Origin of the sequence: Mycolicibacterium iranicum (genome assembly GCF_014190915.1) — a bacterium.
Lineage (GTDB): Bacteria > Actinomycetota > Actinomycetes > Mycobacteriales > Mycobacteriaceae > Mycobacterium > Mycobacterium iranicum_B.
This window is the reverse complement of record NZ_JACHVU010000007.1, coordinates 235,613-257,431: the sequence shown is the minus strand read 5'-3', so window position 1 is coordinate 257,431 and position 21,819 is coordinate 235,613. Positions and strand designations below refer to the sequence as shown.

Sequence of the window (21,819 nt, the reverse complement as noted above, 5' to 3'; positions counted from 1 at the left end):
ATGGGTGGAACGAAGCTGGTGATCGGCGCCAGCGGGTTCCTGGGTTCCCGAGTCACCCGGCAGCTGGTCGCCGACGGCAACAGCGATGTGCGGGTGCTGATCCGTCCGACGAGTTCGACGCGGGGGATCGACGGCCTGCCCGTGGACGTCCGCTACGGCGACATCTTCGACACCGAGGCGCTGCGCGAGGCGATGGCCGGGTGCGACGTCGTCTACTACTGCGTGGTCGACGCGCGACCCTGGCTGCGGAACCCGGACCCGCTGTGGCGCACCAACGTCGACGGGCTGCGCAACGTCCTCGACGTCGCTGCCGACACCGACCTGTACCGGTTCGTGTTCACCAGCTCCATCGGCACGATCGGGCTCGGCGCGGGGGGCCTCGCCGACGAGACCACGGTCCACAACTGGGCGGACATCGGTGGTGATTACATCCGGTCGCGGGTCGCGGCCGAGGAGATGGTTCTGCGCTACTGCGCCGAGCGGGGTCTGCCGGGGGTGGCGATGTGTGTCGCGAACACCTACGGGCCCGGTGATTTCCTGCCGACCCCGCACGGCGGGATGCTCGCCGCCGCGGTGGCGGGCCGGCTCCCGTTCTTCATCAAGGGTTACGACGCCGAGGTGGTCGGCATCGACGATGCGGCCCGCGCGCTGATCCTCGCCGGTCGACGCGGCCGGGTCGGGGAGCGCTACATCGTCTCCGAACGCTTCATGAGCACCCGGGAGATCCACGAGATCGGTTGTGCCGCGGTCGGTGTGCCGCCACCGAAGATCGGTGTCCCGATCCGGGCGATGGCGGCGGCGGCCCACGTCAACGCCGCACTGACCCGCTGGAGGAGCGTCGACACGAAGTTCACGCCCCTGAACATCCGCCTGATGCACATCATGACCCCGATGGACCATTCCAAGGCGGTTCGCGAACTCGGCTGGAATCCAGCACCCACGCCCGAGGCGATCAAGGCCGCCGCGGAGTTCTTCCGCGACCGGCGTCGCCCCGCAGTCGCCGGAGGAGCGCGATGACGATCGGTCTGACCCCGGAGCAGACTCAGCTCGCCGACGCCGTCGCACAGTTCGCGGCGCGCAACGCCCCCGTGGACAAGACCCGCCGGACGTTCGACACGCTCGCTGCCGGCGAGCTCCCGTCCTGGTGGGACGAGTTCGTGGGCAACGGCTTTCACGCGGTCCACCTGTCCGAGGAATCCGGCGGCCAGGGTGGTTCGCTCTCGGACACCGCGTGCGTCCTCGAGGCCGCAGCGATCGCCCTGCTGCCCGGCCCGGTACTGCCGACCGTGACCGCGAGCGCCATCGCCGCGCTCGCTGAGCACACCCCGGCCGTCGAAGCGCTGCTGGCCCGCTTCAGCGCCGGAGCCTCCGCGGCGGTGATCCTGCCCGCCGACAACGACTTCCGAGCGACCCCCGGTCCGGCGGGTTGGACCGTCACCGGTTCCTCGGGTGCGGTCCTCGGGGTGTGCTCGGCGCAGCTGATCGTCGCCGCCGCACGGACCGACGCCGGTGTCGTCTGGCTGGTGCTGGATCCGTCGGAGCCCGGCCTCGACGTCGAGCGACGCAACGGAACCGACAAGACGGTCGACGTGGGGGTCGTGCGGGCCGACGGCTACGCCTGCCCGGACGACGCTGCGCTCGACGGCATCTCGGACGAAGAAGCCCGCGACGTCGCGGTGGCCCTGACCGCGTGCGTCGCTGCGGGCACGATCCGCTGGTGCGTCCAGGCCGTCACCGACCACCTGCGCACCCGGGAACAGTTCGGCAGACCGATCGGCACCTTCCAGGCGCTGCAGCACCAGGCGGCCATGCTGCTGGTCAACAGTGAACTCGCCGTGTCGGCCGCGTGGGACGCCGTGCGGTCGCTCACCGAGGACGCTGCCCAGCGCCGCATCGCCGCTTCCGGAGCGGCACTGATGGCGGTGGCCCCGTCGCCGGGGCTGGTGCTCGACACCCTCACGATGTTCGGCGCCATCGGCTACACGTGGGAACACGACCTGCATCTCTTTTGGCGACGGGCCACCAGCCTGGCGGCCTCGATCGGGCCCGCCGGGCGCTACGCCGAGGAACTGGGTGAGCTGACGCGCAGCCGGACGCGGGACGTCTCGGTCAAACTCGGGGACCTCGACGCCGAATTCCGCCGCGAGGTCGTGGCGGTCCTCGACGAGGCCCTGACGTTGCGCAACGACAAACCCGGCAGGCAGGGGGACTACCCGAATCAGGCCACCGGGCCGCAGCGGACGCTGATCGCCGACGCCGGACTCATCGCCCCGCACTGGCCGCGGCCGTGGGGGGTGGAGGCCACGCAACTGCAGCAGCTGATCATCGACGAGGAGTTCGCCAAACGGCCGGACCTGGTGCGGCCTTCTTTGGGAATCTCGGAATGGATTCTGCCGAGCCTGATCAGCTCTGCGCCCGAGCACATCCAGCGACGGTTCATCCCGGCGACGCAGCGAGGCGAAGTGGGCTGGTGCCAGCTCTTCAGCGAACCCGGCGCCGGGTCCGACCTTGCCGCCCTGGCCACCCGCGCCACGAAGGTCGACGGCGGGTGGCGGATCAACGGTCACAAGATCTGGACCTCCTCGGCGCACACCGCCGACTACGGCGCCCTTTTGGCCCGCACCGACCCCGATGTCGCCAAGCATCGCGGGATCGGCTACTTCATCGTCGACATGTCCGCCGACGGCATTGAGCTGCAACCGATCCGGCAGGCCACGGGAGAGGCGCACTTCAACGAGGTGTTCCTGTCGGACGTCTTCGTCCCCGACGAGATGCTGTTGGGCGGACCGACGGACGGCTGGAATCTGGCCATCGCGACGATGGCCCAGGAGCGGGTCGCGATCAGCGGATACGTGAACTTCGACCGGGCGAGCATCCTGCGCGGACTCGCCGACCAGGAGCGCCCCGACCGCAGCCGGGTGCTGGCCGCACTCGGTGAGGCGGACGCCTACGCCAACGCCATCAAGGTCCTCGCCGTGCGGGAGGTGCTGCGTCTGCTGGACGGCCAGGCCGCCGGTCCGGCGTCCAGTATCGCCAAGGTGGCGATGAACGTGATGCTGCGCCGCATCTTCACGGCCACCCTGGAGCTCGCCGCCCCGGCCGCCCTGGTCGAGGACACCGAGCCTCCGATCGTCGAACCGTACTTCCACCTCCCGGCGGAGCTGATCGGCGGCGGTACCAAGGAAATTCAGCTCAACATCATCGCCCAGATGATCCTGGGTCTACCTCGCCAATGACAGGAGCAGTGCATGGGTCTGCGCGGTGACGCCGCAATCGTCGGCTACGTCGAGCTGCCGCCGGAGCGGATGAACAAGGCCACGCCCGCGCCGTTCACGCTGGAGCAGTGGGCCGAGCTCGGCGCCGCGGCGCTGCAGGATGCCGGACTGCCCGGCGAGTCGGTCGACGGCATCGTCACCTCGCACCTGAGCGAGTCGGAGATATTCGTCCCGTCCACGGTCGCCGAATACCTCGGTGTGCGAGCGGGTTTCGCAGAGCTGGTGGATCTCGGCGGGGCGAGTGCGGTCGGCATGGTCTGGCGTGCCGCCGCCGCGATCGAGCTGGGCATCTGCGATGTGGTGCTGTGCGCGATCCCGGCCCGGTACCTGACCCCGACCTCGGAGAAGAAGCCCAAGCCGCTCATCGACGCAATGTTCTTCGGGGCGTCGAGCAACCAGTTCGGTTCTCCGCAGGCGGAATTCGAGATCCCCTACGGCAACCTCGGCCAGAACGGGCCCTACGGCCAGGTCGCCCAGCGCTACGCCTCCGTCTACGGCTACGACGAGAGGGCGATGGCCAAGATCGTCGTCGACCAACGGGTCAACGCCAACCACACCGACGGGGCCGTCTGGAAGGACAAGCCGCTCACGATCGAGGACGTGTTGGCCAGCCCCGTGATCGCCGATCCGCTCCACATGCTCGAGATCGTGATGCCGTGCCTCGGTGGTGCCGCAGTCGTCGTGGCGAGCGCCGAGGTCGCGGCGCGAAGCAGGAACAGGCCCGTGTGGATCAAGGGTTTCGGCGAGCAGGTGCCCTACAAGACCCCGACCTACGCCGAGGACCTGCTGCAGACGCCCATCGTGCGGGCGGCCGAGACCGCCTTTGCGATGTCGGGCCTCACCCGTGAGCAGATGGACATGGTGTCGATCTACGACTGCTACACCATCACCGTGCTGCTGAGCCTGGAGGATGCGGGCTTCTGCGAGAAGGGCAAGGGCATGGAATTCGTCTCCCGGCACGACCTCACATTCCGGGGCGACTTCCCGCTCAACACCGCGGGGGGCCAGCTCGGCTTCGGTCAGGCCGGCAACGCAGGCGGAATGCACCATGTCTGCGACGCCACCCGGCAGATCATGGGGCGCGCGGGGGCGGCCCAGGTCGCGGACTGCCACCGGGCCTTCGTCTCCGGCAACGGAGGAATCCTGTCCGAGCAGACAACCCTTGTGCTGGAGGGAGACTGACCATGAGCATGCCGACCTTCGACCGGCCGATGCCCGTCAAGACACCCACCACGGCGCCCTTCTGGGACGCGCTGGCCGAGCGCCGGGTGAAGATCCAGTACTCGCCGTCCTCGGCGTCGTACGTCTTCTATCCGCGGGTGCGCGCCCCACGGACGTTCGCCGACGACCTGGAGTGGCGCGAGATCTCGGGGATGGGCACCCTGTACTCCTTCACCGTCGCCCGGCGCCCCGTCGGTCCGCACTTCGCCGATGCCGTGCCCCAGCTTCTGGCCATCGTCGAATGGGATGAGGGCCCGCGGTTCTCGACCGAACTGGTCAACGTGGACCCCGACGACATTACGATCGGCATGCGCGTCAAGCCGGTGTTCTGCGATTACCCCGAGCACGACGTGACGATGCTGCGGTACGAGCCGGCTGAGCGCACGTGAGGAGTAGACGATGAGCGAGCAGGATCGGCGCGCGATCGGCGATGTGCAGGTCCGGTACGCCACAGGTATCGACAGCCGCGACTGGCCGCTCTTCCGGACGGTGTTCACCGAGGACTGTGAACTCGACTACGGCGAGATCGGCACCTGGCACGGGGTGGATGCCGTTGTCGACTTCATGACCGCGGCCCACGATATGGCCGGGTTCACGTTGCACCGCATCACCAATACCGTTGCCGTCGTCTCCGGCGACACGGCGACCGCGCGGGCCTACATCGACGCCCTGATCATGTCGCAGGACAACGCGTCCGGCGTCAACGCCGCCGGTTTCTACGACGACGAACTGGTCCGCACCGACATCGGCTGGCGCATCCACCGGCGCCGTTTCACCACGGTCCTGGTCCGGACGGTCGGTGCCGGATGACCTTCGCCGACAGGTACGGCCCATGGGCGCTGATCGCCGGCGCGTCCGACGGTCTCGGCGCGGCGTTCGCCGAGACGTTGGCGCGACGCGGGGTCAACCTCGTGCTGCTGTCCCGCCGCGAAGCCGTCTTGGCGGACCTCGCGGCGGGTATCGAGCGGCGGCACGGTGTGCGCACCCGGGTGCTGGCGCTCGACCTCGTCGCCGACACCGCGGCGCACGAGGTGATCGAGGCGACGCGGGATCTGGAGATCGGCATGCTGGTCTACTGCGCCGGCGCCGATCCGGAGTTCAAACCCTTCCTCTCCCAACCCATTACCGCGGCGGAGTCGATGGTGCGCCGCAACTGTCTGGTGCCGATGCAGTTGAGCCACCACTACGCACAGGGCATGGTGACGCGGGGGCGCGGCGCCGTCGTCATCCTCGGGTCGGGCGCCGGGTTCGCCGGTGGACCCAACATGGTCGCCTACGGTGCCACCAAGGCTTTCGACATGGTGTTCGCCGAGGCACTGTGGACCGAGCTGCACGACAAGGGCGTCGACGTCCTGGGCGTGATCCTGGGCAAGACCGACACCCCGGCGCTACGCCGACTCGAGCTGTCGCGGGGCCAGATCGCCTCGATGGACGAGCGGCCGAAGGACACCGCGTCGGCCGACGACGCGGTGGCCGAGGCGTTCGACAACCTGGCGAACGGACCCACGTGGATCGTCGGGGACGACCTGCGCGCCGCCGCCCAGATGATGGGTTCGATCTCTCGCAGCGATGCGGTGCGGTTCATCCAGCAGGCCAGCGCGGCCTCGATGGGGGACTGACGGTTCAGCGGCGGGCCTCGTCGGACACCAGCTTGCGCAGGGGTCTGCCCGCGGTCTCGCGCATCGTGAGGACGGTGAGGAAGGTGGCGATCGCGGCGGCGATGACGTAATACGCCGGGGCGAGTTCGTTCCCCGTCCGAGAGACCAGCCACGTGGCGACATACGGGGCCGTGCCGCCGAATATCGCCACCGACACGTTGTAGCCGATCGAGTAACCACTGGAACGCACACGGGTGGCGAACAATTCGGCCCCCGCCGCCAACGAGGCGCAGACGAAGACGGACTCGATCGCCGCCAGGCCCGCGTGCGCGGCGATCGCTGCAGTCAGCGATCCCGTGTTGAGCAGGAGGAACAGCGGATAGGCGAATACCGCGAAACCTATCGACCCGGCGAACAACAGCGGTTTGCGTCCGATGCGGTCCGACAGCGCGCCCAGCGGTGGGATCAGGACGATGCCGACCAGGCTCGCCACCGTGATCGAGAAGAACGCATCGGTCTTGCTGAACTCGAGGGTCTTGGTGAAGTAGCTGGGCAGGAAGGTGTACACGACGTAGAAGCCGACATTGTGGATCACCACGAGCCCGGTGATCTGCAGGATGGGTCGCCACGACGTGGTCACGGCCTCTTTCAGCGGCGACGTGGATACCTCGCCGGAGTCGCGCAGTTCCTCGAACTCCGGGGTGTCGCCGAGCCGCAGGCGGATGTAGAGGCCCACGGCCCCGAGAAGTCCGGCGATGAGGAACGGGATCCGCCAGCCGTAGGAGTCCATCGCCGATTCGGACAGGAACGTCTCCAGCCCGGTGACGGTGAGCGAGCCGAGCAGGAAACCGACCACGACCGACCACACCAGGAACGACACGACGAATCCGCGGTGCCGGTCCGGCGCGTACTCGGCGAGAAAGCATGCACCGCTGCCGTATTCGCCGCCGGCCGAGAAGCCCTGCAGGCATCGCAGGAGCAGCAGCAGGATGGGGGCGAACACGCCGATCGAGTCGTAGCTGGGAACGAGGCCGATCGCCAGCGTGGAGCCCGACATCAGCAGGATCACGATCGCGAGCACCCGCTGACGCCCGATCCGGTCACCGAGCGGACCGAAGAAGAACCCGCCGAGTGGCCGCATGAAGAAGGCCGCCGCGAAGATCGCGAACGTGTTGAGCAGCGCGGCGGTCTCGTCGCCCGGGGGGAAGAACTTCTCGGCGATGTAGGTGGCGAGGAAGCCGTAGATCGCGAAGTCGAACCATTCGACGGCGTTGCCGATCGAGGCGCCCCGCACGGCCTTGCTGACGGCTCCGGGTTGGGCGCCGGTGGGACGGGTTTCGTGTCCGACGGTCATGGGTGTTCTCCTGACGGTTCGGCGATCGGCGCGCGCGAGGCACTGTCGTAGTGGTCGTGCGGATGGTCGGTGATGAACATGTGGCCCGGCGCGTGAAAGATCGCCAGTGGCGGCTTCGCTTGTTGCGCAACGACTTGTGGGGTCACCCCGCAGGCCCAGAACGCGGGGACGTCATCGGCGCCGAGCCGCACGGGGTCGCCGAAATCGGGGGCCCCGAGATCGCCGATGCCCAGCACGGCCGGATCACCGATGTGCACCGGAGGACCGTGCATGGCCGGGAAGCGGGACGTCACGTCCACGGCACGGCCGAGGTCGGATCGCTTCAGCGGACGCATCGACACGACCATCGGCCCGGTGAACGGTCCCGCCGGCACACAGGCGCGGTCGGTGACGTACATCGGCACGTTCACCCCCTGCTCCTGGTGTGCCAGCGGGATGCCGGCCGCGGCCAGGGCCCATTCGAACGTGAAGGAGCAGCCGAGCAGGAAGGCGACCATGTCCGCGCTCCAGTAGCGCGAGATGTCGGTCGGTTCGTCCACGCAGACGCCGTCGCGCAGGACCCGGTAGCGGGGGATGTCGGTGCGGATGTCGGCCTCGGCGGCCAGCGCGGCCGGGTGCGGGGACCCCGTCTCGGTGACCTCCAGCACCGGACACGGCACCGGGTTGCGCACGCAGAACCGCAGGAAGTCCCACGCGTGGGCTCGGGGGAGCACCACCAGGTTGGCCTGGGCGAAGCCGGGAGCCAGGCCACTGGTCGGCCCGGTGTGGGCGCCGGTGCGGATCCGCGCACGAGCCTCCACCGCAGGTGTCGCGGGGAGTGTCACGGCGGACCGCATACGCGTGCATTCCCCGGTCGATGCGGAACCTAACGTCTCTTCGGCGTGAAGAGTCGGGTGCGTTCGGTCCGTCCGCGCAGTGCGGTGTCGCCGTCGGCGCTCCAGCACGTCTGTTCGTCCGGACCGGCGGTGTCGTACGCAGTGCCCGAGCACAGCGTTCTACCGTCGAAATCCTTGGCGTGGTCGGCAAGTCGTGCCGCTTCGTTGACGGCGTCGCCGACCACGGTGTACTCGTAGCGGTTCTCGGCGCCGATGTTCCCGGCGAAGACCGGTCCGGCCGACACCCCGATGCCGAAGTCCACGGGCAGTCTGCGCAGTGCGGAGGCCAGCACCCGTGCGGTGGCCATCGCCGCGGACGCCGGGTCGGGTACGCGCAGCGGAGCGCCGAAGACGGCCAACGCGGCGTCGCCCTGGAACTTGTTGACCAGGCCGTGCCGTCGGTCGACCTCGTCGACCACGATGCAGAAGAAGTCGTTGAGTATCGCGGCGACCTCGTGCGGTTCCCGGTCGACGGCCAATCGGGTGGAGCCCACGAGGTCGATGAACAGCACCGCCACCTCGCGCTCGTCGCCGGTGGACTCGTCGGCGGTCACCTGTTCGAACGCGCGACGGGCCACCTCCTCCCCGACGTGGCGGCCGAAGAGGTCGCGGAGCCGGTCTCGTTCGCGGAGTCCCGCGACCATCCGGTTGAATCCGCTCTGCAGCCGCCCGATCTCCGACCACTCGTAGACGTCGATGCTCCGGTCGATGGTGCCCTTCTCGACATCGGCCATCGCGGCGACCACTTCGTTGACCGGATCCGAGATGGACATCGACACCAGCAGCATCGCGCGCAACCCGAGGATCACCGCGACCAGGGCCAGGATCAGCAACGCGAACTCGATCGGGGTGGACTCGTCGAGCAACCAGCCGCGCGACCGCAGGATCAACAGCACCGCGATCGCCGACCCGGGCAGCGCCGTGCACACCAGCCACATGATCAGCAGGCGGGCCCGAACGCCCGGGGCGGCCCGATGCTCGGCGTCGGCGGGCACCCCCGCCAGGATGGGCCGCAGGGTGCGCAGCGTGAACAGGAAACCGGTCGCCACGGTCGCGATCGCTCCGAACAGCAGGGCGGTGGTCAACACGACGAACACCGTGGCGTCGGCCCGCAGGTTCAGCGGTACCAGGACCGCGGCGGTGACCAGCCACGGCGCCAGCGTGATGCCGGTCTGACGCATCGAGGTCTTCGCGGTGGTCCTGACCTCGTCAGGGCTGGGTCTGCGACCTTCCTTGAGCCACCGCAGCGAGGGTCTGACGATGACGACCGCACCGACCGCGACGGTCGCGCCCCCGACGAGGGTGACGGCGACCAGGGTGATCACGTTGCCGGCAGTGATGACGCTGCGCCCCGCCAGCGCCACGACGATGGCGACGACCTCGGCCACCGTCAGCAGGTACGCCGACGTCAGACCTGCTGCGTACCGGATCAGCAGGCGGCGTGGCCTCACACGGCCGAAGGTATCAGCCGCCCGCCCGGATCTGCGCCGCTTCGGACTCGGTTGCCGCCGAGGCCGCTCGCCACCCGCCCGGCATGAAGCACACCGCGATCGCCGAGACCACCGACACCGCAATCAGATACGCGGCGATCGCGTTGCTCGACCCGGTGGCGCCGTAGAGCGCCGTGGCGATGGTCGGCGCGAATGCCGAGCCCATCACCTGCGAGAGGGTGTAGCCGATCGAGACGCCGCTGTAGCGGACGTCGGCGTCGAACGCCATCGAGAACAGCGCCCCGGTGACTCCTGCGGCCGGGGCCATCGCCAGGCCGAAGACGAGCACCAGCGCGAGCACGAACAGTGCCGGTTCGCCCGTGTCGATCAACGCGAACGTCGGGATCACGGCCAGGGCCATCGCCACCACCCCGGCCAGGAACAGCGGTTTGCGACCGACCCGGTCCGACAGCGCACCGAAGAGCGGATAGGTCGCCACCGCGACGACCGCACCGATGAAGACTCCGAACAGCGCCCAGTCCCGGGGGATGCCGGCGACGGAGGTGGCGTAGGACACCAGGTACGCCACGCAGATGTAGGCGAACACGCCCTGGGACAGGTAGGCGCCGGCCACCAGCAGGATCTCCCGCCAGTGCCGCCGGAACGCCGCGACGATCGGCGTGCGGGCGACCCGGGCACGGCGTTCCAGGTCGGCGAAATGCGGGCTCTCGGTCACGGTCAGGCGCACGACGAGACCGATGACGATCAGAATCGCACTGACGAGGAAGGGCAGCCGCCAGCCCCACGAGAGGAACTGATCGTCGGGCAGCGTGGCGGCGACATAGAACGCCAGGGTGGCCGCCGCGGTGCCGGCCGGCGCGCCCATCTGTGGGAAGGCCCCGTAGAACCCTCGCCGGCCCGCCGAGGCGTGTTCGACGGCCATCAGTGTCGCGCCGCCCCACTCGCCACCCACCGCGAATCCCTGCGCCAGGCGCAGCAGTGTGAGCAGCACCGGTGCGGCGATACCGATCTGGGCGTAGGTCGGCAGCAGCCCGATCAGGACCGTGGACACCCCCATGCCCACGAGCGAGTAGACCAGCATCCGGCGTCGCCCGAGACGATCGCCGAAGTGCCCGAACACGATTCCGCCCAGCGGGCGGGCGAAGAAGCCCACGCCGAACGTCGCGAACGACAGCAGCACCCCGGCGGCCGGAGAAGCGTTGGGGAAGAACAGCTTCGGAAAGACCAAGGCCGCGGCGGTGCCGTAGATCAGGAAGTCGTAGAACTCGACGGTCGTGCCGATGAAGCTGGCGAACGCGACCCGTCGCGGCGACACCGCCGGTGTCTGCTCCCCGCCCGGGCGTCCGTCGGCCATGCTCAGTCCGAGGCGGGCAGCGGCTTGGCTTCCTTGAGGGCCAGCGGAGTCGACCCGATGCTGAGCGTGCCCTTCCCGGCTTTGGTGACCAGAACCTCGGCGCCCCCGTCGTCGACGTAGCGCTTACCCATCAGGTTCCCGTCGGCGAGGCTTTCGTCGAGGGTGAGGTTCGAATCCGCCCCGCCCTCGGCGCCGATCTGCACCATGGGGGCCCCGCCCGCCCGCAGGTCGTCGAGGCTGTCCGCGCTTCGGACCACGATCACCTGTGTGTCGCAGACCTGGCTCTGCAGTCGCGTGCCGTTCTTGATCATGCGGGGGCTCCTTGTGTCGCGGCCGGCTGTGCCGGCGATCGGTCCTGGTTCAGTTCGCTGACGAGTTCACGGCGCAGCACCTTGCCGGTCGCGTTGGTGGGCAGTTCGTCCCGGAACACCACGCGGTCGGGGGTCCGGGACCCGCGAAGCTGCGCTCGCACATAAGCCCGCAGGTCTTCGACGTCCGGCTCGGCGTCGGCGTGGGTGACCACGACGGCGACGATGATCTGACCCCACTCCGGATCGTCGGCCCCGACCACCGCGCAGTCACGGACGTCCGGATGCTCCACCAGGACGTCTTCGATCTCGGCCGGGGCGATGTTCTCCCCACCCCGGATGATCGTGTCGTCGGAGCGCCCGCCGATGAAGAGGTAACCCTCCTCGTCGAGGTAGGCGACATCCTTGGTCGGGAACCAGCCCTGCTCGTCGAGAACCGAGCCGATGTCGGTGTACTTGCCGGACACCTGCTCGCCGCGCACGAACAGCTCGCCCGTCTCACCCGCGCCGAGAACCGATCCGTCCTCGCCGCGGATCTCGACCTCGATACCCGGGACGGGTTGACCGACAGAGCCGAGCCTGCGGGCGGCCGCTTCGTCGGCGCCGGCGAGGGCGGCGCGGTGATCGTCGGGCGTGAGCACGGCGATCGTCGAGCTGGTCTCGGTGAGCCCGTAGGCGTTGACGAAGCCGACGGTCGGCAGCAGCGACAGCGCCTTGCGGACCAACGGCAGGGGCACCTTGGATCCGCCGTAGGCCAACGTGCGCAGCGTCGGCAGTGTCGTCCCCGTCGCCTCCAGTACCGAGACGATGCGGTCGAGCATCGTCGGCACCACGGTGGCGGAGGTGACCCCTTCCTCGGCGACCAGCCGCACCCACGTGTCGGCGTCGAAGTGCCTCAGGTACACCATCTTTCGGCCCGCGTACAGATTCGACAGCGCCGCGCTGACGCCTGCGATGTGGTACGGCGGTACACAGATCAGTGCGGCATCGTCGGGTTCGGCCGACGCGAACTCGACGGTGCCCATGATGTAGCTGGTCAGGTTGGTGTGCGTCAGCTCGACAGCCTTCGGCTTCGAGGTGGTGCCGGAGGTGAACAGCACGACCCCGACCGAATCCGGGTCGGCGAACTCGGCGGCGGGTTCGGCGGTCCGCGCGGCGTCGAGGAATTCGGTCGACCCCATCGTGCGGTACCCGTCGCCGACAGCCTCGCGGTATTCGTCATCGACGACCACCAGTGGGTCGGGGAGCCGATCGAGCAGCGCCCGCAGACCGTCGGCCGACAACCGGTAGTTCAGCGGCGTGAACGGGATGGCCGCACGTGCCGAGGCGAAGAGGAGCAGCGGCAGGAGTGCACCGCCGGTACCCACGTAGGCGACATGCCGGGCGCCCGACGCGGCGATCAGCCCGCCCCCGCCGTCGGCCAGGGCACTGACGTCGGCGGTGGTGAGGCGCAGTTCGTCCGAGACGACGGCCGTGCGGTCGGCGCCGGCGTCGAGCGCCATCTCCAGCAGCAGCGAGATGCTCATGAGGTGCGCTCGTCGACGAAGATGTCGAGGATGGGATCGTCGCCGCCTCCGTAGCGCGACAGGTCGGTCACGCCGGCCTCGGTCAGCACCTCCGAGTCGATGAAGCACCGGCCGTTGACCGCCGCGGGGGGCCGGGACAGGATCTCCACGGCGGCGTCGGCCATGATCTCAGGGCTGCGCGACGATGCGACCAGTTCGCCGCCGTCGGCCATGTTCGTCACCGCCGACGTGGCGATGTAGGTCTCCGGCCACAGGCAGCTGAACCCGAGGGCGGCATCCGGTTCCGCGCCGTACTCCTGGGCCCAGCCCAGGGTCAGCAGCGTCATCCCGTACTTGGACAGCGTGTAGGACGGGTGTGCGCCGAGCCACTGGGGATTCATGTTCATCGGCGGGGCGAGCGTCACCACGTGCGCCGAGGCGGACTTCTTCAGGTAGGGGAGCGCCGCCTTCGTCAGCAGGAACGTGCCGCGGACGTTGATGTCCATCATCAGATCGAACTTCTTGGCCGACAGCGCCTCGGTGGGCTCGGTGGCGATCGCACTGGCGTTATTCACCACGATGTCCACCCCGCCGAACTGGTCGACCGCGGTGTCGATGGCGCGCGCCACGTCTTCCTCTTTACGGACGTCCCCGACCACCGCGACGCCCCTGCCGCCGGCCGCCTCGACCTCGGCGACGGCGGTGTGCACGGTGCCGGGCAGCTTGGGGTGGGGCTCGGCGGTCTTGGCGAGCAGGACGACGTTGGCGCCCCGGCGCGCGGCGCCGAGCGCGATCGCGAGTCCGATGCCGCGACTGCCCCCCGAGACCACGAGGGTGCGGTCGGTGAACGATGTCGCGTCGCTCTGGTTGTGCTCAGGCAAACGTCGGCCCTCCTCATCGGCGCCAGATAGTGCCGTTCTCATTTTAGGGGAATCCCATAATCGCTGTGTACCGGGGCGTCGGGCCGCCCGTACGGGGTGTCGCACGTATCGCTGCGTGCAGCTTTCCCTCAGACGGTATTGGCATTCTCATTTTTTGCAAGTACGTTATCCATCGATGAGCGAGCATGTCAGTCCCCGGGTGGAGACCCCGTCGGGCATCCCGCTGGAACCCGTGTACGGCCCGGGCGACCGTGCAGCCGATCCGCCGCCACCCGGCGAGTATCCCTTCACGCGGGGGAACTTCGCGTCCGGTTACCGCGGCAAGACCTGGACGTTCCGGCAGTATTCGGGGTTCGGCACCGCCGAGGAGTCCAACCGCCGCTACCGCTACCTGCTCGACCAGGGCGGCACCGGTCTGTCCGTGGCCCTCGACCTGCCCACGCAGTGCGGGTACGACTCCGACGACGAGGAGTTCGGCGAGGAGGTCGGCCGGGTCGGCGTCGCGGTCGACACGCTCGCCGACGCCGAGATCCTCTTCGACTCCATCCCTCTGGACAAGATCAGCACCAGCTTCACGATCAACGGCACCGCAGCGATCCTGCTGGCGTTCTACGTCGCGGCCGCCGAGAAGAAGGGGGTGCCGCGCGAGAAGCTCACCGGCACCATCCAGAACGACATCCTCAAGGAGTACGCCTCCCGCGGGACGTGGATCTGGCCGCCGGAGCCGTCGCTTCGCCTGATCGCGGACACGATCGAGTTCTGTGCGGCCGAGGTGCCGAGGTTCAATGCGATCTCCGTGGCGGGCGCGCACTTCCGCGACGCGGGGGCCAACGCCGTGCAGGAGATGGCGTTCACCCTCGCCGACGGCGTCACCTACTGCGACACCGTGGTCGAGCGCGGCCGCATGACGATCGACAAGTTCGCCCCGCAGATCTCGTTCTTCTTCTACACCCACGGCGACTTCTTCGAAGAGATCGCCAAGTACCGCGCCGGGCGCAGGCGCTGGGCCACGATCGTGCGGGAACGCTACGGTGCCACCACCGACAAGGCGTCCATGTTCCGCTTCGGCTGTGTGGCCGGCGGTGCCTCCCTCTACGCGCCGCAGGCGCAGAACAACCTGGTGCGCGTGGCCTACGAGGCGATGGCCGCCGTGCTGGGTGGCGTGCAGTCGATGTTCACCGCCGCCTGGGACGAACCGTTCGCGCTGCCCAGCGAGGAATCGGCCACGCTCGCGCTGCGCACCCAGCAGATCCTCGCGTACGAGACCGGCGTCACGAAAGTCGCTGACCCCCTGGGCGGTTCCTACTTCGTCGAGGCGCTCACCGACGCCACCGAAGAGAAGATCATCGAGATCATGCACGACCTCGAGACCCACGGCGGCATGGTGCGCTGCATCGAGGACGGTTACCTGCAGGGCCTGATCGCCGACGAGGCGTTCAAGATCCACCAGGAGGTCGAGTCCGGCGAGCGGCCCGTCGTCGGTGTGAACAAGTTCGTCGTCGACGAACCCGCGCCCGACCTCGCCACCTACGAGCTGGACGCCGAGGGCCGGGACAAGCAGTTGCAACGGCTGGCCAAGGTGAAGGCCGACCGCGACGACGTCGCTGTCAAGGAGGCGCTCGCCGCGCTGGCCCGTGCCGCCGAGAGCGACGGCAACCTCATGCACAACCTGATCGACTGCGCGAACGCGTACTGCACAGTAGGAGAGATGGTGTCGACTCTGAAATCGGTGTGGGGCGAATTCCAGCAGCCGGTGGTCTTCTAGTGAGCGCGCGTGTTCTGGTGGCCAAACCGGGTCTGGACGGTCACGACCGGGGAGCCAAGATCGTCGCCCGCACGCTGCGTGACGCCGGCTTCGAGGTGATCTACACCGGCATCCGGCAGCGCATCGAGGACATCGTGTCGATCGCGTTGCAGGAAGATGTTGCGCTGGTGGGCCTTTCGATTCTGTCCGGGGCGCACGTGACGCTCACGACGAGAACGGTCGCGGCGCTGCGGGCCGCCGACGCCGGTGACATCGCGGTCGTCGTCGGAGGCACGATCCCCCAGGGCGATGTGCAGAAGCTCCTCGACGCCGGGGCGGCGGCGGTCTTCCCGACCGGCACGTCGCTCGACGACCTCGTCCGCGACGTCCGCGCGTTGACCGAAAAGGTGGACCAGTCGTGATCGCACGATCGCCGATAGTGCGCTCAGAGCGCCACCGGGGCCTCGGGCGCGATCTGAGCGCACTCTCGGTGAAGGAGTTGGATCGAACATGAGGCTCGGCGTGATGATCGGGGCCGAGCGCGGCGACATGGCGCGCAAGGTCGCCAAGCTGGTGTCCGACATCGAGTGGGCCGAGTCCGCCGGTCTCGACACCGCGTGGATGCCCCAGGTGCCGAACGACTTCGACTGCCTGACCATGGTCGCGCTGATGGCCGCGCACACGTCACGCATCGAGCTCGGCACCGCGGTGGTCCCGTTGCAGGCCCAGCATCCGATCGCCCTCGCCCGGCAGGCTCTGTCGGTGCACGCCATGGCTGGCGGGCGCCTCGCGCTCGGCGTGGGCCCGTCGCATCACTGGATCGTGCGCGACATGCTCGGCATCCCGTACGAGAAGCCGGCCGCCTACACCCGCGACTATCTCGACGTGCTCAACGCGGCGCTGTCCGGTCCGGGCGACGTCGACGTCGAGAACGCGTCGTTCACCGTGCACAACCCGACGGTGTTGGGGGCAGAACAACCGCTGCCCGTGCTCGTGGCGGCGCTGGGCCCGGTCATGCTGCAGATCGCCGGCGAGCGCGCCGACGGTACCGTGCTGTGGATGGCTGACGAGAAGGCGATCGGTGACCACATCGCGCCGAAGATCACCAAGGCTGCGGCGGAGGCGGGCCGCCCCGCGCCGCGCATCGTCGCGGGTATCCCCGTGTGCCTGTGCGCGAACTCGGAGATCGACGCGGCCAAGGAGCGCGCGAACCGCATCCTCGCCGAAGCCGAGACCTCGCCGAACTATCAGAAGCTGCTCGACCGGGGCGATGCCCGCAACGTCGGGGACCTGTGCGCGGCCGGCGACGAGGACGCCATCCTGGCTCGTTTCAAGCAGTTCGCCGACGCCGGTGTCACGGACCTGTCGGTGCGCCTGCTCCCGATCGGCGAGACGCGCGACGAGCTCGTCGCATCGAAGTACCGGACGCGAGAGGTGATCGGCGAGCTCGCGAAGGCCGTGCGATGAGCGCAGGCCCGCTGGCGGGCATCCGGATTCTCGAAGTCGGCGTCATGCTGGCCGGGCCGTACGCGACGATGATGCTGGCCGACCTCGGCGCCGAGGTCATCAAGATCGAGCCGCCGGGCGGCGAGATCTCCCGGCAGGTCAGCGACAGCTACTTCGCGAGCCTGAACCGCAACAAGCAGAGTGTGCTGCTCGACCTGCGCTCGGCCGAAGGGCGGCAGCAACTGGGTGACCTGGTCGCGAATTCGCATGCGCTACTGGTCAACATGAAGCCGTCGGCGATCAAGCGGCTGGGCTTGACCTACGAGTCGCTCAAAGAGTTCAACGAGGCGATCGTGTGCGTCGCGCTGACGGGTTTCGGGCTCGACGGCGGCGACGATCCCGCGTTCGACTACGTGATCCAGGCGGCGACGGGCGTGGCGGCGATGACGGGCGATCCGGAAGGTCCGCCCACGCTGCCGGGGTACTCGTCGGTGGACAATTCGACGGGTCTCACCGCGGCGCTGGGCTTGCTGGCCCAGATCGTCTCGGGCCGCGGCGGACAGGTCGACGTGTCCATGCAGGATGTGATGCTCTCGCAGCTGAACTATCGGGCGGCGGCGTTCCTCAACGACGGAGTCGAGCCGAAACGGTATCCCCATGGCGCGCACTCGTTCTACGTTCCGGCGCAGCTGTTCCTGACCGCCGACGGGTACCTGGCTCTGTTCATCACCCATGACGCGTTCTGGTCGGCGTTCGCCGCCGAGGCGGGTATCGAGGGCTTCGCGACGCTGGCCGAACGCGCGGCCCGTCGCGACGAGGTGCTCGAACTGGTCAGCGCTGTCCTGGCAACCGACACCGCGGTGAACTGGCAGGAGCGGTTGCGGCCGCTGGGGCTTCCGGTCGCCGCGGTGCGGACACTGCCGGAGGCGCTCCGGGCGACTCCGGAGGCATTGGTCACCGCAGGAGCTTTCCGTCTGGTGGGAAGCCCCATCAAGATCGCAGGCTACGAGCCCGAGTACCGGCCGGCGCCGGCGCTCGATGAGCACGCCGGCGCGTCGGTTCACTGGTCGTAATCGACCGTCACAGCCGGGGTGTCGGGGACGGCTTGGCAGGTGAGCACGTAACCCTCGGCCACCTCGTCCTCGGTCAGCGCGTCATTGACCCGCATGGTGGCCGTGCCGTCAGTCAGCAGCGCCATGCAGGTACCGCAGTTGCCTGCTTCGCACGAGAACGGCGGGCCCATGCCCGCGCGGCGGGCACTTTCGAGCAGCGTCTCGCCGGATCGTTGCGCGACCGACGCCGTACTGCCGTCGAGCTTGACGGTGATGGTCCCCGGCGCACTTGCCTCGGTCACTGCGGACCCCGTTCCCGGTGTCTGCGGGTCGGTCATATGACCCTCTCTCGACATTGTCATTCTGATAATAGGAGAATACTATTCTCCTGGACAAACCGTAATCCTCTCGCGAACATCATCCACTACTTCCGGAAGGGGCGCGCGCAACGTGAGTGAGCCGACTGCGCTCGCCTTCGAGGAGCGGCAGTACACCCTCGCCGAACTCGACGCGCTGTCCGGGGGTATGGCCGCCGAACTGGCAGCCCGCGGCGTCGGGACGGGGTCTCGCGTCGCGGTGATGTCGTCGAACCGGCCCGAGTTCGTCATTGCACTGCGCGCGATCTGGCGCCTCGGTGCCGCGGCGGTGCTCCTGAGCCCGGCGTGGAAGCGGACCGAGGTGGACCATGCGCTGGGGTTGACGGGGCCGACCCATGCGATCGGAGATCACCCGGTGCTCGCCGAGGCCATGCCGATGGTGTCGCTCGACGAGGAGATCACCCCCGGGCGCGGTCTCGCCGCAGCGGTCGATCCGGACACCGATGCGGTATTCGTCTTCAGTTCCGGCACCACCGGGATGCCGAAGGCGGTGCGTCACACCCATGGGTCCCTGGCTGTGGCGATCAGGCACTGGCGGGATGCGCTGGGACTGACCGCCGACGACCGCATGCAGGTCATGACCCCGCCCTCGCACATCCTCGGCCTGCTGAACATCATCATGGCGCTCGACACCGGTACCTGGATCCGGCTCCACCGCCGCTTCGACATCGACACCATGCTGCGCCACATCGAGTCCGACGGCATCACCATCGAGATGGCCGTCGCGCCGATCGCACTCGCGCTGGCCCGCCATCCCAAGCTGGAAGACCACGACCTCTCCTCGCTGCGCTACATCATGTGGTGTGCCACTCCGGTGACACGCAGTGTCGCCGAGGCGGTGTCCGCCCGCACCGGCGTCTCGTGGGTGACGGCCTACGGGGCCAGTGAACTGCCCGTGATCTCCTGCAACGACCTGCAGGACGCCCGGCTGGACACCGTCGGTCGCGCCGTGGCCGGGGTCGGGCTGCGGATCGTCTCGCTGGAGACCGGCGAGGTCGTGGGGCCGGGGCAGGAGGGCGAGATCCAGGTGCGCTCGGCATCGGCCATGGCCGGGTATCTACCCGAACAGTGGACGGCGCAAGCGTTTTCGGACGGCTGGTATCGCACCGGCGACGTGGGGTCGATGGACTCGGACGGATGGTTGCGGATCACCGACCGCACCAAGGAGATGATCAAGGTCCGCGGATTCCAGGTGGCACCGGCCGAGGTGGAGGCCGTGCTGCACGGACATCCCGCGGTCGCGGACTGCGCGGTCTTCGGGGTCCCCGCGGCCGACGGTGAAGCGATCGTCGCCGCGGTCACCACGAGTTGCGCCGTCGACCCCGAGGAGCTCGCCGGCCTGGTCGCCGAGCGCCTCGCGTCCTACAAGCGACCGAGCCGGGTGGTCGTCGTCGACGACATCCCGCGCCTGCCCTCGGGCAAGGTGCTGCGGCGAGTGTTACGGGAGCGCGAGATGAGCGCTCACGCGAAGAGCGGAGAGATCTGATGGACGTCCGATTGACCAGTGAGCAGCGACAGCTGCGTGATGCCGCCGCGGAGGTGGCCGGAGACCTCGGCCCCGGCTCGGTGGCCGACCTCGATGACTCCGGGCGGCTGGCGCGCCTCGAAAAGGCCGTCGACGCCACCGGATTCCGGACTCTGCGCTCCGACGGCGCCTCAGCCGTGGAGGTCGCGATCGTGGCCGAGGAGTTCGGTCGCGGCCTGGTCGACGTGCCCTACCTGGGCCCCGTGCTCTCCGACGATCTGCAGCGCCGCCTCGGACGGGACGTGGCGGTCGCCGACACGGCGCCACAGTCGGTTGACCTGACCGGGAGCCTCACCGGCGTGGTCGAGTCCCCGGCCGAGCTGAGCGAGCTCTCCGAGGAGGACTCGGGGCGCTGGTACGCGCTGGCCCTGGCTGCGACCGCAGCCGACATCGTCGGCGCCGCCCGGGGCACCCATGCTCTGGCCACCGAGTACGCCAAGGTCCGCGAGCAGTACGGTGCGGCGATCGGCTCCTACCAGGCCGTGGCACATCTGCTCGCCGAAAGCCTGGCACTCATCGAGGGTTCGATCAGCGTGTCGCGCCACGCCGCGTGGGCCGTCGACGAACTCCCGGTGGCAGAAGCCGTCGAGGCGGCGCGCATCGCGAAGATCTACTGTGCGCGCGCCGCGATGACGGTGTGCGAAACGTCGATTCAGGTCCACGGAGGGATCGGCAACACCTGGGAGTGTCTGGCGCACATCTACCTGCGCCGAGTGCTGGCCGCAACCGAAGCCTGGCCGGCCAAGCTGGAGGAGCTGACCATTGGACTTTCGTGACTCATCCGACGAAGCCGCATTCCGGGATCGGTTGCGCGGCTGGCTGATCGAGCAGAAGGGCAAGTTCCCGACGTCGGGCGACGCGTACTGGGCCAAGGCGGGGGAGTGGCACCAGGCGCTCTTCCAGGCCGGGTTCTTCGGCACGTCGTGGCCCACGGCGTACGGCGGCCAGGATCTACCGCCGGTCTACGACGTGATCGTCGACGAGGAGATCGCCAAGGCCGGGGCGCCGGCGCGACCGAGTCTGGGCTATCTGGTCGTGGGGCTGAGTCACCATGGCAGCGAGGAACTCCGGCAACGGTTCCTGCCCGGAATGATCAACGGCAGCGAACGGTGGTGCCAGGGCTTCTCCGAGCCGGGCGCCGGGTCCGACCTGGCGTCACTGACGACGACCGCTGTCCGGGACGGGGACGACTACGTCATCCACGGCCACAAGATCTGGACGAGTTACTCCGACGTCGCGGACTGGTGTCTTGTCCTGGCTCGCACCGACAAGGACGTGCCCAAACACAAGGGCATCTCGGCGTTCATCGTCTCGATGCACCAGCCCGGGATCGAACAGCGGCCGCTGAAGATGATCAGCGGTGTCACCAAGGAATTCGGGCAGGTCAGCTTCGACGGTGCGCGGGTGCCCGCCGAAAACATGGTCGGCGCCCCGGGCGAGGGCTGGAAGCTCGCCATGACGGTGGTCAGCCATGAGCGGGAACCCTCGACGCTCGGCTTCTCGGCCCGGTACGGAAAAACTGTGCGCCAGATGGCATCCGGTGTCGACAAAACGCCGCCCGAGGAATTGCTCTGGGCATGGGTACAGACCGAGATGTTGCGGTTGCACGTCCGCAGGCGGTTGTCCGAACAACTCGACGGGCTCACCCACGGCCCCCAGGGATCGCTCGACAAGTTGTTGATGACCTGGGTCGAGCAGTCCGTGGGGCACGCGGCCCTCAAGACCGTGGGCACCGGCGACGAGGAGCTGTTCGGCGCCTACATGTACAGCCGTGCCCAGAGCGTCATGGGCGGGACATCGCAGATCCAGAAGAACATCATCGCCCAACGCATCCTCGGACTGGGAGGCTGAGC

The 21,819-nt window shown here is 68.7% G+C and carries 21 protein-coding genes; 13 read left to right on the top strand and 8 right to left on the bottom strand.

All coding sequences use genetic code 11. From position 1 onward, the window contains the following. The 6 genes from FHR72_RS17105 to FHR72_RS17080 are packed head-to-tail and all read left to right on the top strand — an operon-like array spanning position 1 to position 6,115. Positions 1 to 1,017 (top strand): NAD-dependent epimerase/dehydratase family protein, encoded by a 1,017-nt coding sequence (locus FHR72_RS17105; RefSeq protein WP_183470148.1) that lies wholly within the window; start codon positions 1 to 3, stop codon positions 1,015 to 1,017. After that, positions 1,014 to 3,236, top strand: a complete 2,223-nt coding sequence (locus FHR72_RS17100; RefSeq protein WP_183470146.1) for an acyl-CoA dehydrogenase family protein — start codon at positions 1,014 to 1,016, stop codon at positions 3,234 to 3,236. Before FHR72_RS17105 ends, FHR72_RS17100 begins: the two co-directional genes overlap by 4 nt. 12 nt (positions 3,237 to 3,248) lie before the next feature. Then, on the top strand, positions 3,249 to 4,457 hold the full coding sequence (locus tag FHR72_RS17095) for a thiolase family protein (RefSeq protein ID WP_183470144.1): 1,209 nt from the start codon (positions 3,249 to 3,251) through the stop codon (positions 4,455 to 4,457). 8 nt (positions 4,458 to 4,465) lie between these two features. Further along, a complete protein-coding gene (locus FHR72_RS17090) occupies positions 4,466 to 4,885 on the top strand; it encodes a Zn-ribbon domain-containing OB-fold protein (protein ID WP_183470262.1) in 420 nt (139 codons plus the stop codon). 10 nt (positions 4,886 to 4,895) lie between these two features. Beyond that, positions 4,896 to 5,306 carry a nuclear transport factor 2 family protein gene (locus FHR72_RS17085; RefSeq protein ID WP_183470142.1) on the top strand — a complete coding sequence of 137 codons (411 nt, stop codon included), beginning with the start codon at positions 4,896 to 4,898 and terminating at the stop codon, positions 5,304 to 5,306. Beyond that, positions 5,303 to 6,115: an SDR family NAD(P)-dependent oxidoreductase gene (locus FHR72_RS17080; protein ID WP_183470140.1), complete on the top strand. Its 813-nt coding sequence runs from the start codon at positions 5,303 to 5,305 to the stop codon at positions 6,113 to 6,115. Before FHR72_RS17085 ends, FHR72_RS17080 begins: the two co-directional genes overlap by 4 nt. A 4-nt stretch (positions 6,116 to 6,119) precedes the next feature. On the opposite strand, the gene FHR72_RS17075 is transcribed toward FHR72_RS17080, so the two are convergent. The 7 genes from FHR72_RS17075 to FHR72_RS17045 are packed head-to-tail and all read right to left on the bottom strand — an operon-like array spanning position 6,120 to position 13,864. Continuing rightward, the gene (locus FHR72_RS17075; RefSeq protein ID WP_183470138.1) at positions 6,120 to 7,448 is read right to left on the bottom strand and encodes an MFS transporter; all 1,329 of its coding nucleotides are present in this window, start codon (positions 7,446 to 7,448) and stop codon (positions 6,120 to 6,122) included. Continuing rightward, complete coding sequence (locus FHR72_RS17070; RefSeq protein WP_183470136.1) at positions 7,445 to 8,284, bottom strand: putative hydro-lyase; 840 nt, start codon at positions 8,282 to 8,284, stop codon at positions 7,445 to 7,447. The genes FHR72_RS17075 and FHR72_RS17070 overlap by 4 nt, the downstream gene beginning before the upstream one ends. Before the next feature lie 29 nt (positions 8,285 to 8,313). Continuing rightward, positions 8,314 to 9,774 (bottom strand): adenylate/guanylate cyclase domain-containing protein, encoded by a 1,461-nt coding sequence (locus FHR72_RS17065; protein WP_183470133.1) that lies wholly within the window; start codon positions 9,772 to 9,774, stop codon positions 8,314 to 8,316. Between the two features lie 13 nt (positions 9,775 to 9,787). Then, entirely contained in the window at positions 9,788 to 11,128 is a 1,341-nt protein-coding gene (locus FHR72_RS17060; protein WP_183470131.1) for an MFS transporter, read from the bottom strand. A gap of 2 nt (positions 11,129 to 11,130) precedes the next feature. Further along, the gene (locus FHR72_RS17055; RefSeq protein WP_183470129.1) at positions 11,131 to 11,439 is read right to left on the bottom strand and encodes a hypothetical protein; all 309 of its coding nucleotides are present in this window, start codon (positions 11,437 to 11,439) and stop codon (positions 11,131 to 11,133) included. Next, on the bottom strand, positions 11,436 to 12,962 hold the full coding sequence (locus tag FHR72_RS17050) for a class I adenylate-forming enzyme family protein (protein ID WP_183470127.1): 1,527 nt from the start codon (positions 12,960 to 12,962) through the stop codon (positions 11,436 to 11,438). The genes FHR72_RS17055 and FHR72_RS17050 overlap by 4 nt, the downstream gene beginning before the upstream one ends. Then, entirely contained in the window at positions 12,959 to 13,864 is a 906-nt protein-coding gene (locus FHR72_RS17045) for an SDR family oxidoreductase (protein WP_183470125.1), read from the bottom strand. Before FHR72_RS17045 ends, FHR72_RS17050 begins: the two co-directional genes overlap by 4 nt. 133 nt (positions 13,865 to 13,997) lie before the next feature. On the opposite strand from FHR72_RS17045, the gene FHR72_RS17040 reads away from it, so the two are divergent. From FHR72_RS17040 to FHR72_RS17025, 4 genes are all read left to right on the top strand, one after another. Next, positions 13,998 to 15,587: a methylmalonyl-CoA mutase family protein gene (locus tag FHR72_RS17040; RefSeq protein ID WP_183470123.1), complete on the top strand. Its 1,590-nt coding sequence runs from the start codon at positions 13,998 to 14,000 to the stop codon at positions 15,585 to 15,587. Further along, a complete protein-coding gene (locus FHR72_RS17035; protein ID WP_183470121.1) occupies positions 15,587 to 15,988 on the top strand; it encodes a cobalamin B12-binding domain-containing protein in 402 nt (133 codons plus the stop codon). Before FHR72_RS17040 ends, FHR72_RS17035 begins: the two co-directional genes overlap by 1 nt. A gap of 88 nt (positions 15,989 to 16,076) precedes the next feature. Further along, positions 16,077 to 17,033 (top strand): LLM class F420-dependent oxidoreductase, encoded by a 957-nt coding sequence (locus FHR72_RS17030; RefSeq protein WP_183470119.1) that lies wholly within the window; start codon positions 16,077 to 16,079, stop codon positions 17,031 to 17,033. Next, entirely contained in the window at positions 17,030 to 18,085 is a 1,056-nt protein-coding gene (locus FHR72_RS17025) for a CaiB/BaiF CoA transferase family protein (protein ID WP_183470117.1), read from the top strand. Before FHR72_RS17030 ends, FHR72_RS17025 begins: the two co-directional genes overlap by 4 nt. Here FHR72_RS17025 and FHR72_RS17020 read toward each other — a convergent pair. Further along, positions 18,073 to 18,402 (bottom strand): 2Fe-2S iron-sulfur cluster-binding protein, encoded by a 330-nt coding sequence (locus FHR72_RS17020; RefSeq protein ID WP_183470115.1) that lies wholly within the window; start codon positions 18,400 to 18,402, stop codon positions 18,073 to 18,075. The two genes, FHR72_RS17025 and FHR72_RS17020, sit on opposite strands and share 13 nt — an antisense overlap. A gap of 112 nt (positions 18,403 to 18,514) precedes the next feature. Here FHR72_RS17020 and FHR72_RS17015 point away from each other — a divergent pair, with 112 nt between their 5' ends. The 3 genes from FHR72_RS17015 to FHR72_RS17005 are packed head-to-tail and all read left to right on the top strand — an operon-like array spanning position 18,515 to position 21,817. Next, a complete protein-coding gene (locus tag FHR72_RS17015) occupies positions 18,515 to 19,927 on the top strand; it encodes a class I adenylate-forming enzyme family protein (protein WP_183470113.1) in 1,413 nt (470 codons plus the stop codon). Beyond that, the gene (locus FHR72_RS17010) at positions 19,927 to 20,742 is read left to right on the top strand and encodes an acyl-CoA dehydrogenase family protein (RefSeq protein ID WP_183470112.1); all 816 of its coding nucleotides are present in this window, start codon (positions 19,927 to 19,929) and stop codon (positions 20,740 to 20,742) included. Before FHR72_RS17015 ends, FHR72_RS17010 begins: the two co-directional genes overlap by 1 nt. Further along, entirely contained in the window at positions 20,729 to 21,817 is a 1,089-nt protein-coding gene (locus tag FHR72_RS17005; protein ID WP_183470110.1) for an acyl-CoA dehydrogenase family protein, read from the top strand. Before FHR72_RS17010 ends, FHR72_RS17005 begins: the two co-directional genes overlap by 14 nt. Positions 21,818 to 21,819: the final 2 nt, after the last annotated feature.

Coding starts and splice junctions, on each gene's coding strand:
- FHR72_RS17105 (WP_183470148.1), top strand. CDS start 1: ATGGGTGGAACGAAGCTGGTGATCGGCGCCAGCGGGTTCCTGGGTTCC.
- FHR72_RS17100 (WP_183470146.1), top strand. CDS start 1,014: ATGACGATCGGTCTGACCCCGGAGCAGACTCAGCTCGCCGACGCCGTC.
- FHR72_RS17095 (WP_183470144.1), top strand. CDS start 3,249: ATGGGTCTGCGCGGTGACGCCGCAATCGTCGGCTACGTCGAGCTGCCG.
- FHR72_RS17090 (WP_183470262.1), top strand. CDS start 4,466: ATGCCGACCTTCGACCGGCCGATGCCCGTCAAGACACCCACCACGGCG.
- FHR72_RS17085 (WP_183470142.1), top strand. CDS start 4,896: ATGAGCGAGCAGGATCGGCGCGCGATCGGCGATGTGCAGGTCCGGTAC.
- FHR72_RS17080 (WP_183470140.1), top strand. CDS start 5,303: ATGACCTTCGCCGACAGGTACGGCCCATGGGCGCTGATCGCCGGCGCG.
- FHR72_RS17075 (WP_183470138.1), bottom strand. CDS start 7,448: ATGACCGTCGGACACGAAACCCGTCCCACCGGCGCCCAACCCGGAGCC.
- FHR72_RS17070 (WP_183470136.1), bottom strand. CDS start 8,284: ATGCGGTCCGCCGTGACACTCCCCGCGACACCTGCGGTGGAGGCTCGT.
- FHR72_RS17060 (WP_183470131.1), bottom strand. CDS start 11,128: ATGGCCGACGGACGCCCGGGCGGGGAGCAGACACCGGCGGTGTCGCCG.
- FHR72_RS17055 (WP_183470129.1), bottom strand. CDS start 11,439: ATGATCAAGAACGGCACGCGACTGCAGAGCCAGGTCTGCGACACACAG.
- FHR72_RS17050 (WP_183470127.1), bottom strand. CDS start 12,962: ATGAGCATCTCGCTGCTGCTGGAGATGGCGCTCGACGCCGGCGCCGAC.
- FHR72_RS17045 (WP_183470125.1), bottom strand. CDS start 13,864: ATGAGAACGGCACTATCTGGCGCCGATGAGGAGGGCCGACGTTTGCCT.
- FHR72_RS17040 (WP_183470123.1), top strand. CDS start 13,998: ATGAGCGAGCATGTCAGTCCCCGGGTGGAGACCCCGTCGGGCATCCCG.
- FHR72_RS17030 (WP_183470119.1), top strand. CDS start 16,077: ATGAGGCTCGGCGTGATGATCGGGGCCGAGCGCGGCGACATGGCGCGC.
- FHR72_RS17025 (WP_183470117.1), top strand. CDS start 17,030: ATGAGCGCAGGCCCGCTGGCGGGCATCCGGATTCTCGAAGTCGGCGTC.
- FHR72_RS17020 (WP_183470115.1), bottom strand. CDS start 18,402: ATGACCGACCCGCAGACACCGGGAACGGGGTCCGCAGTGACCGAGGCA.
- FHR72_RS17010 (WP_183470112.1), top strand. CDS start 19,927: ATGGACGTCCGATTGACCAGTGAGCAGCGACAGCTGCGTGATGCCGCC.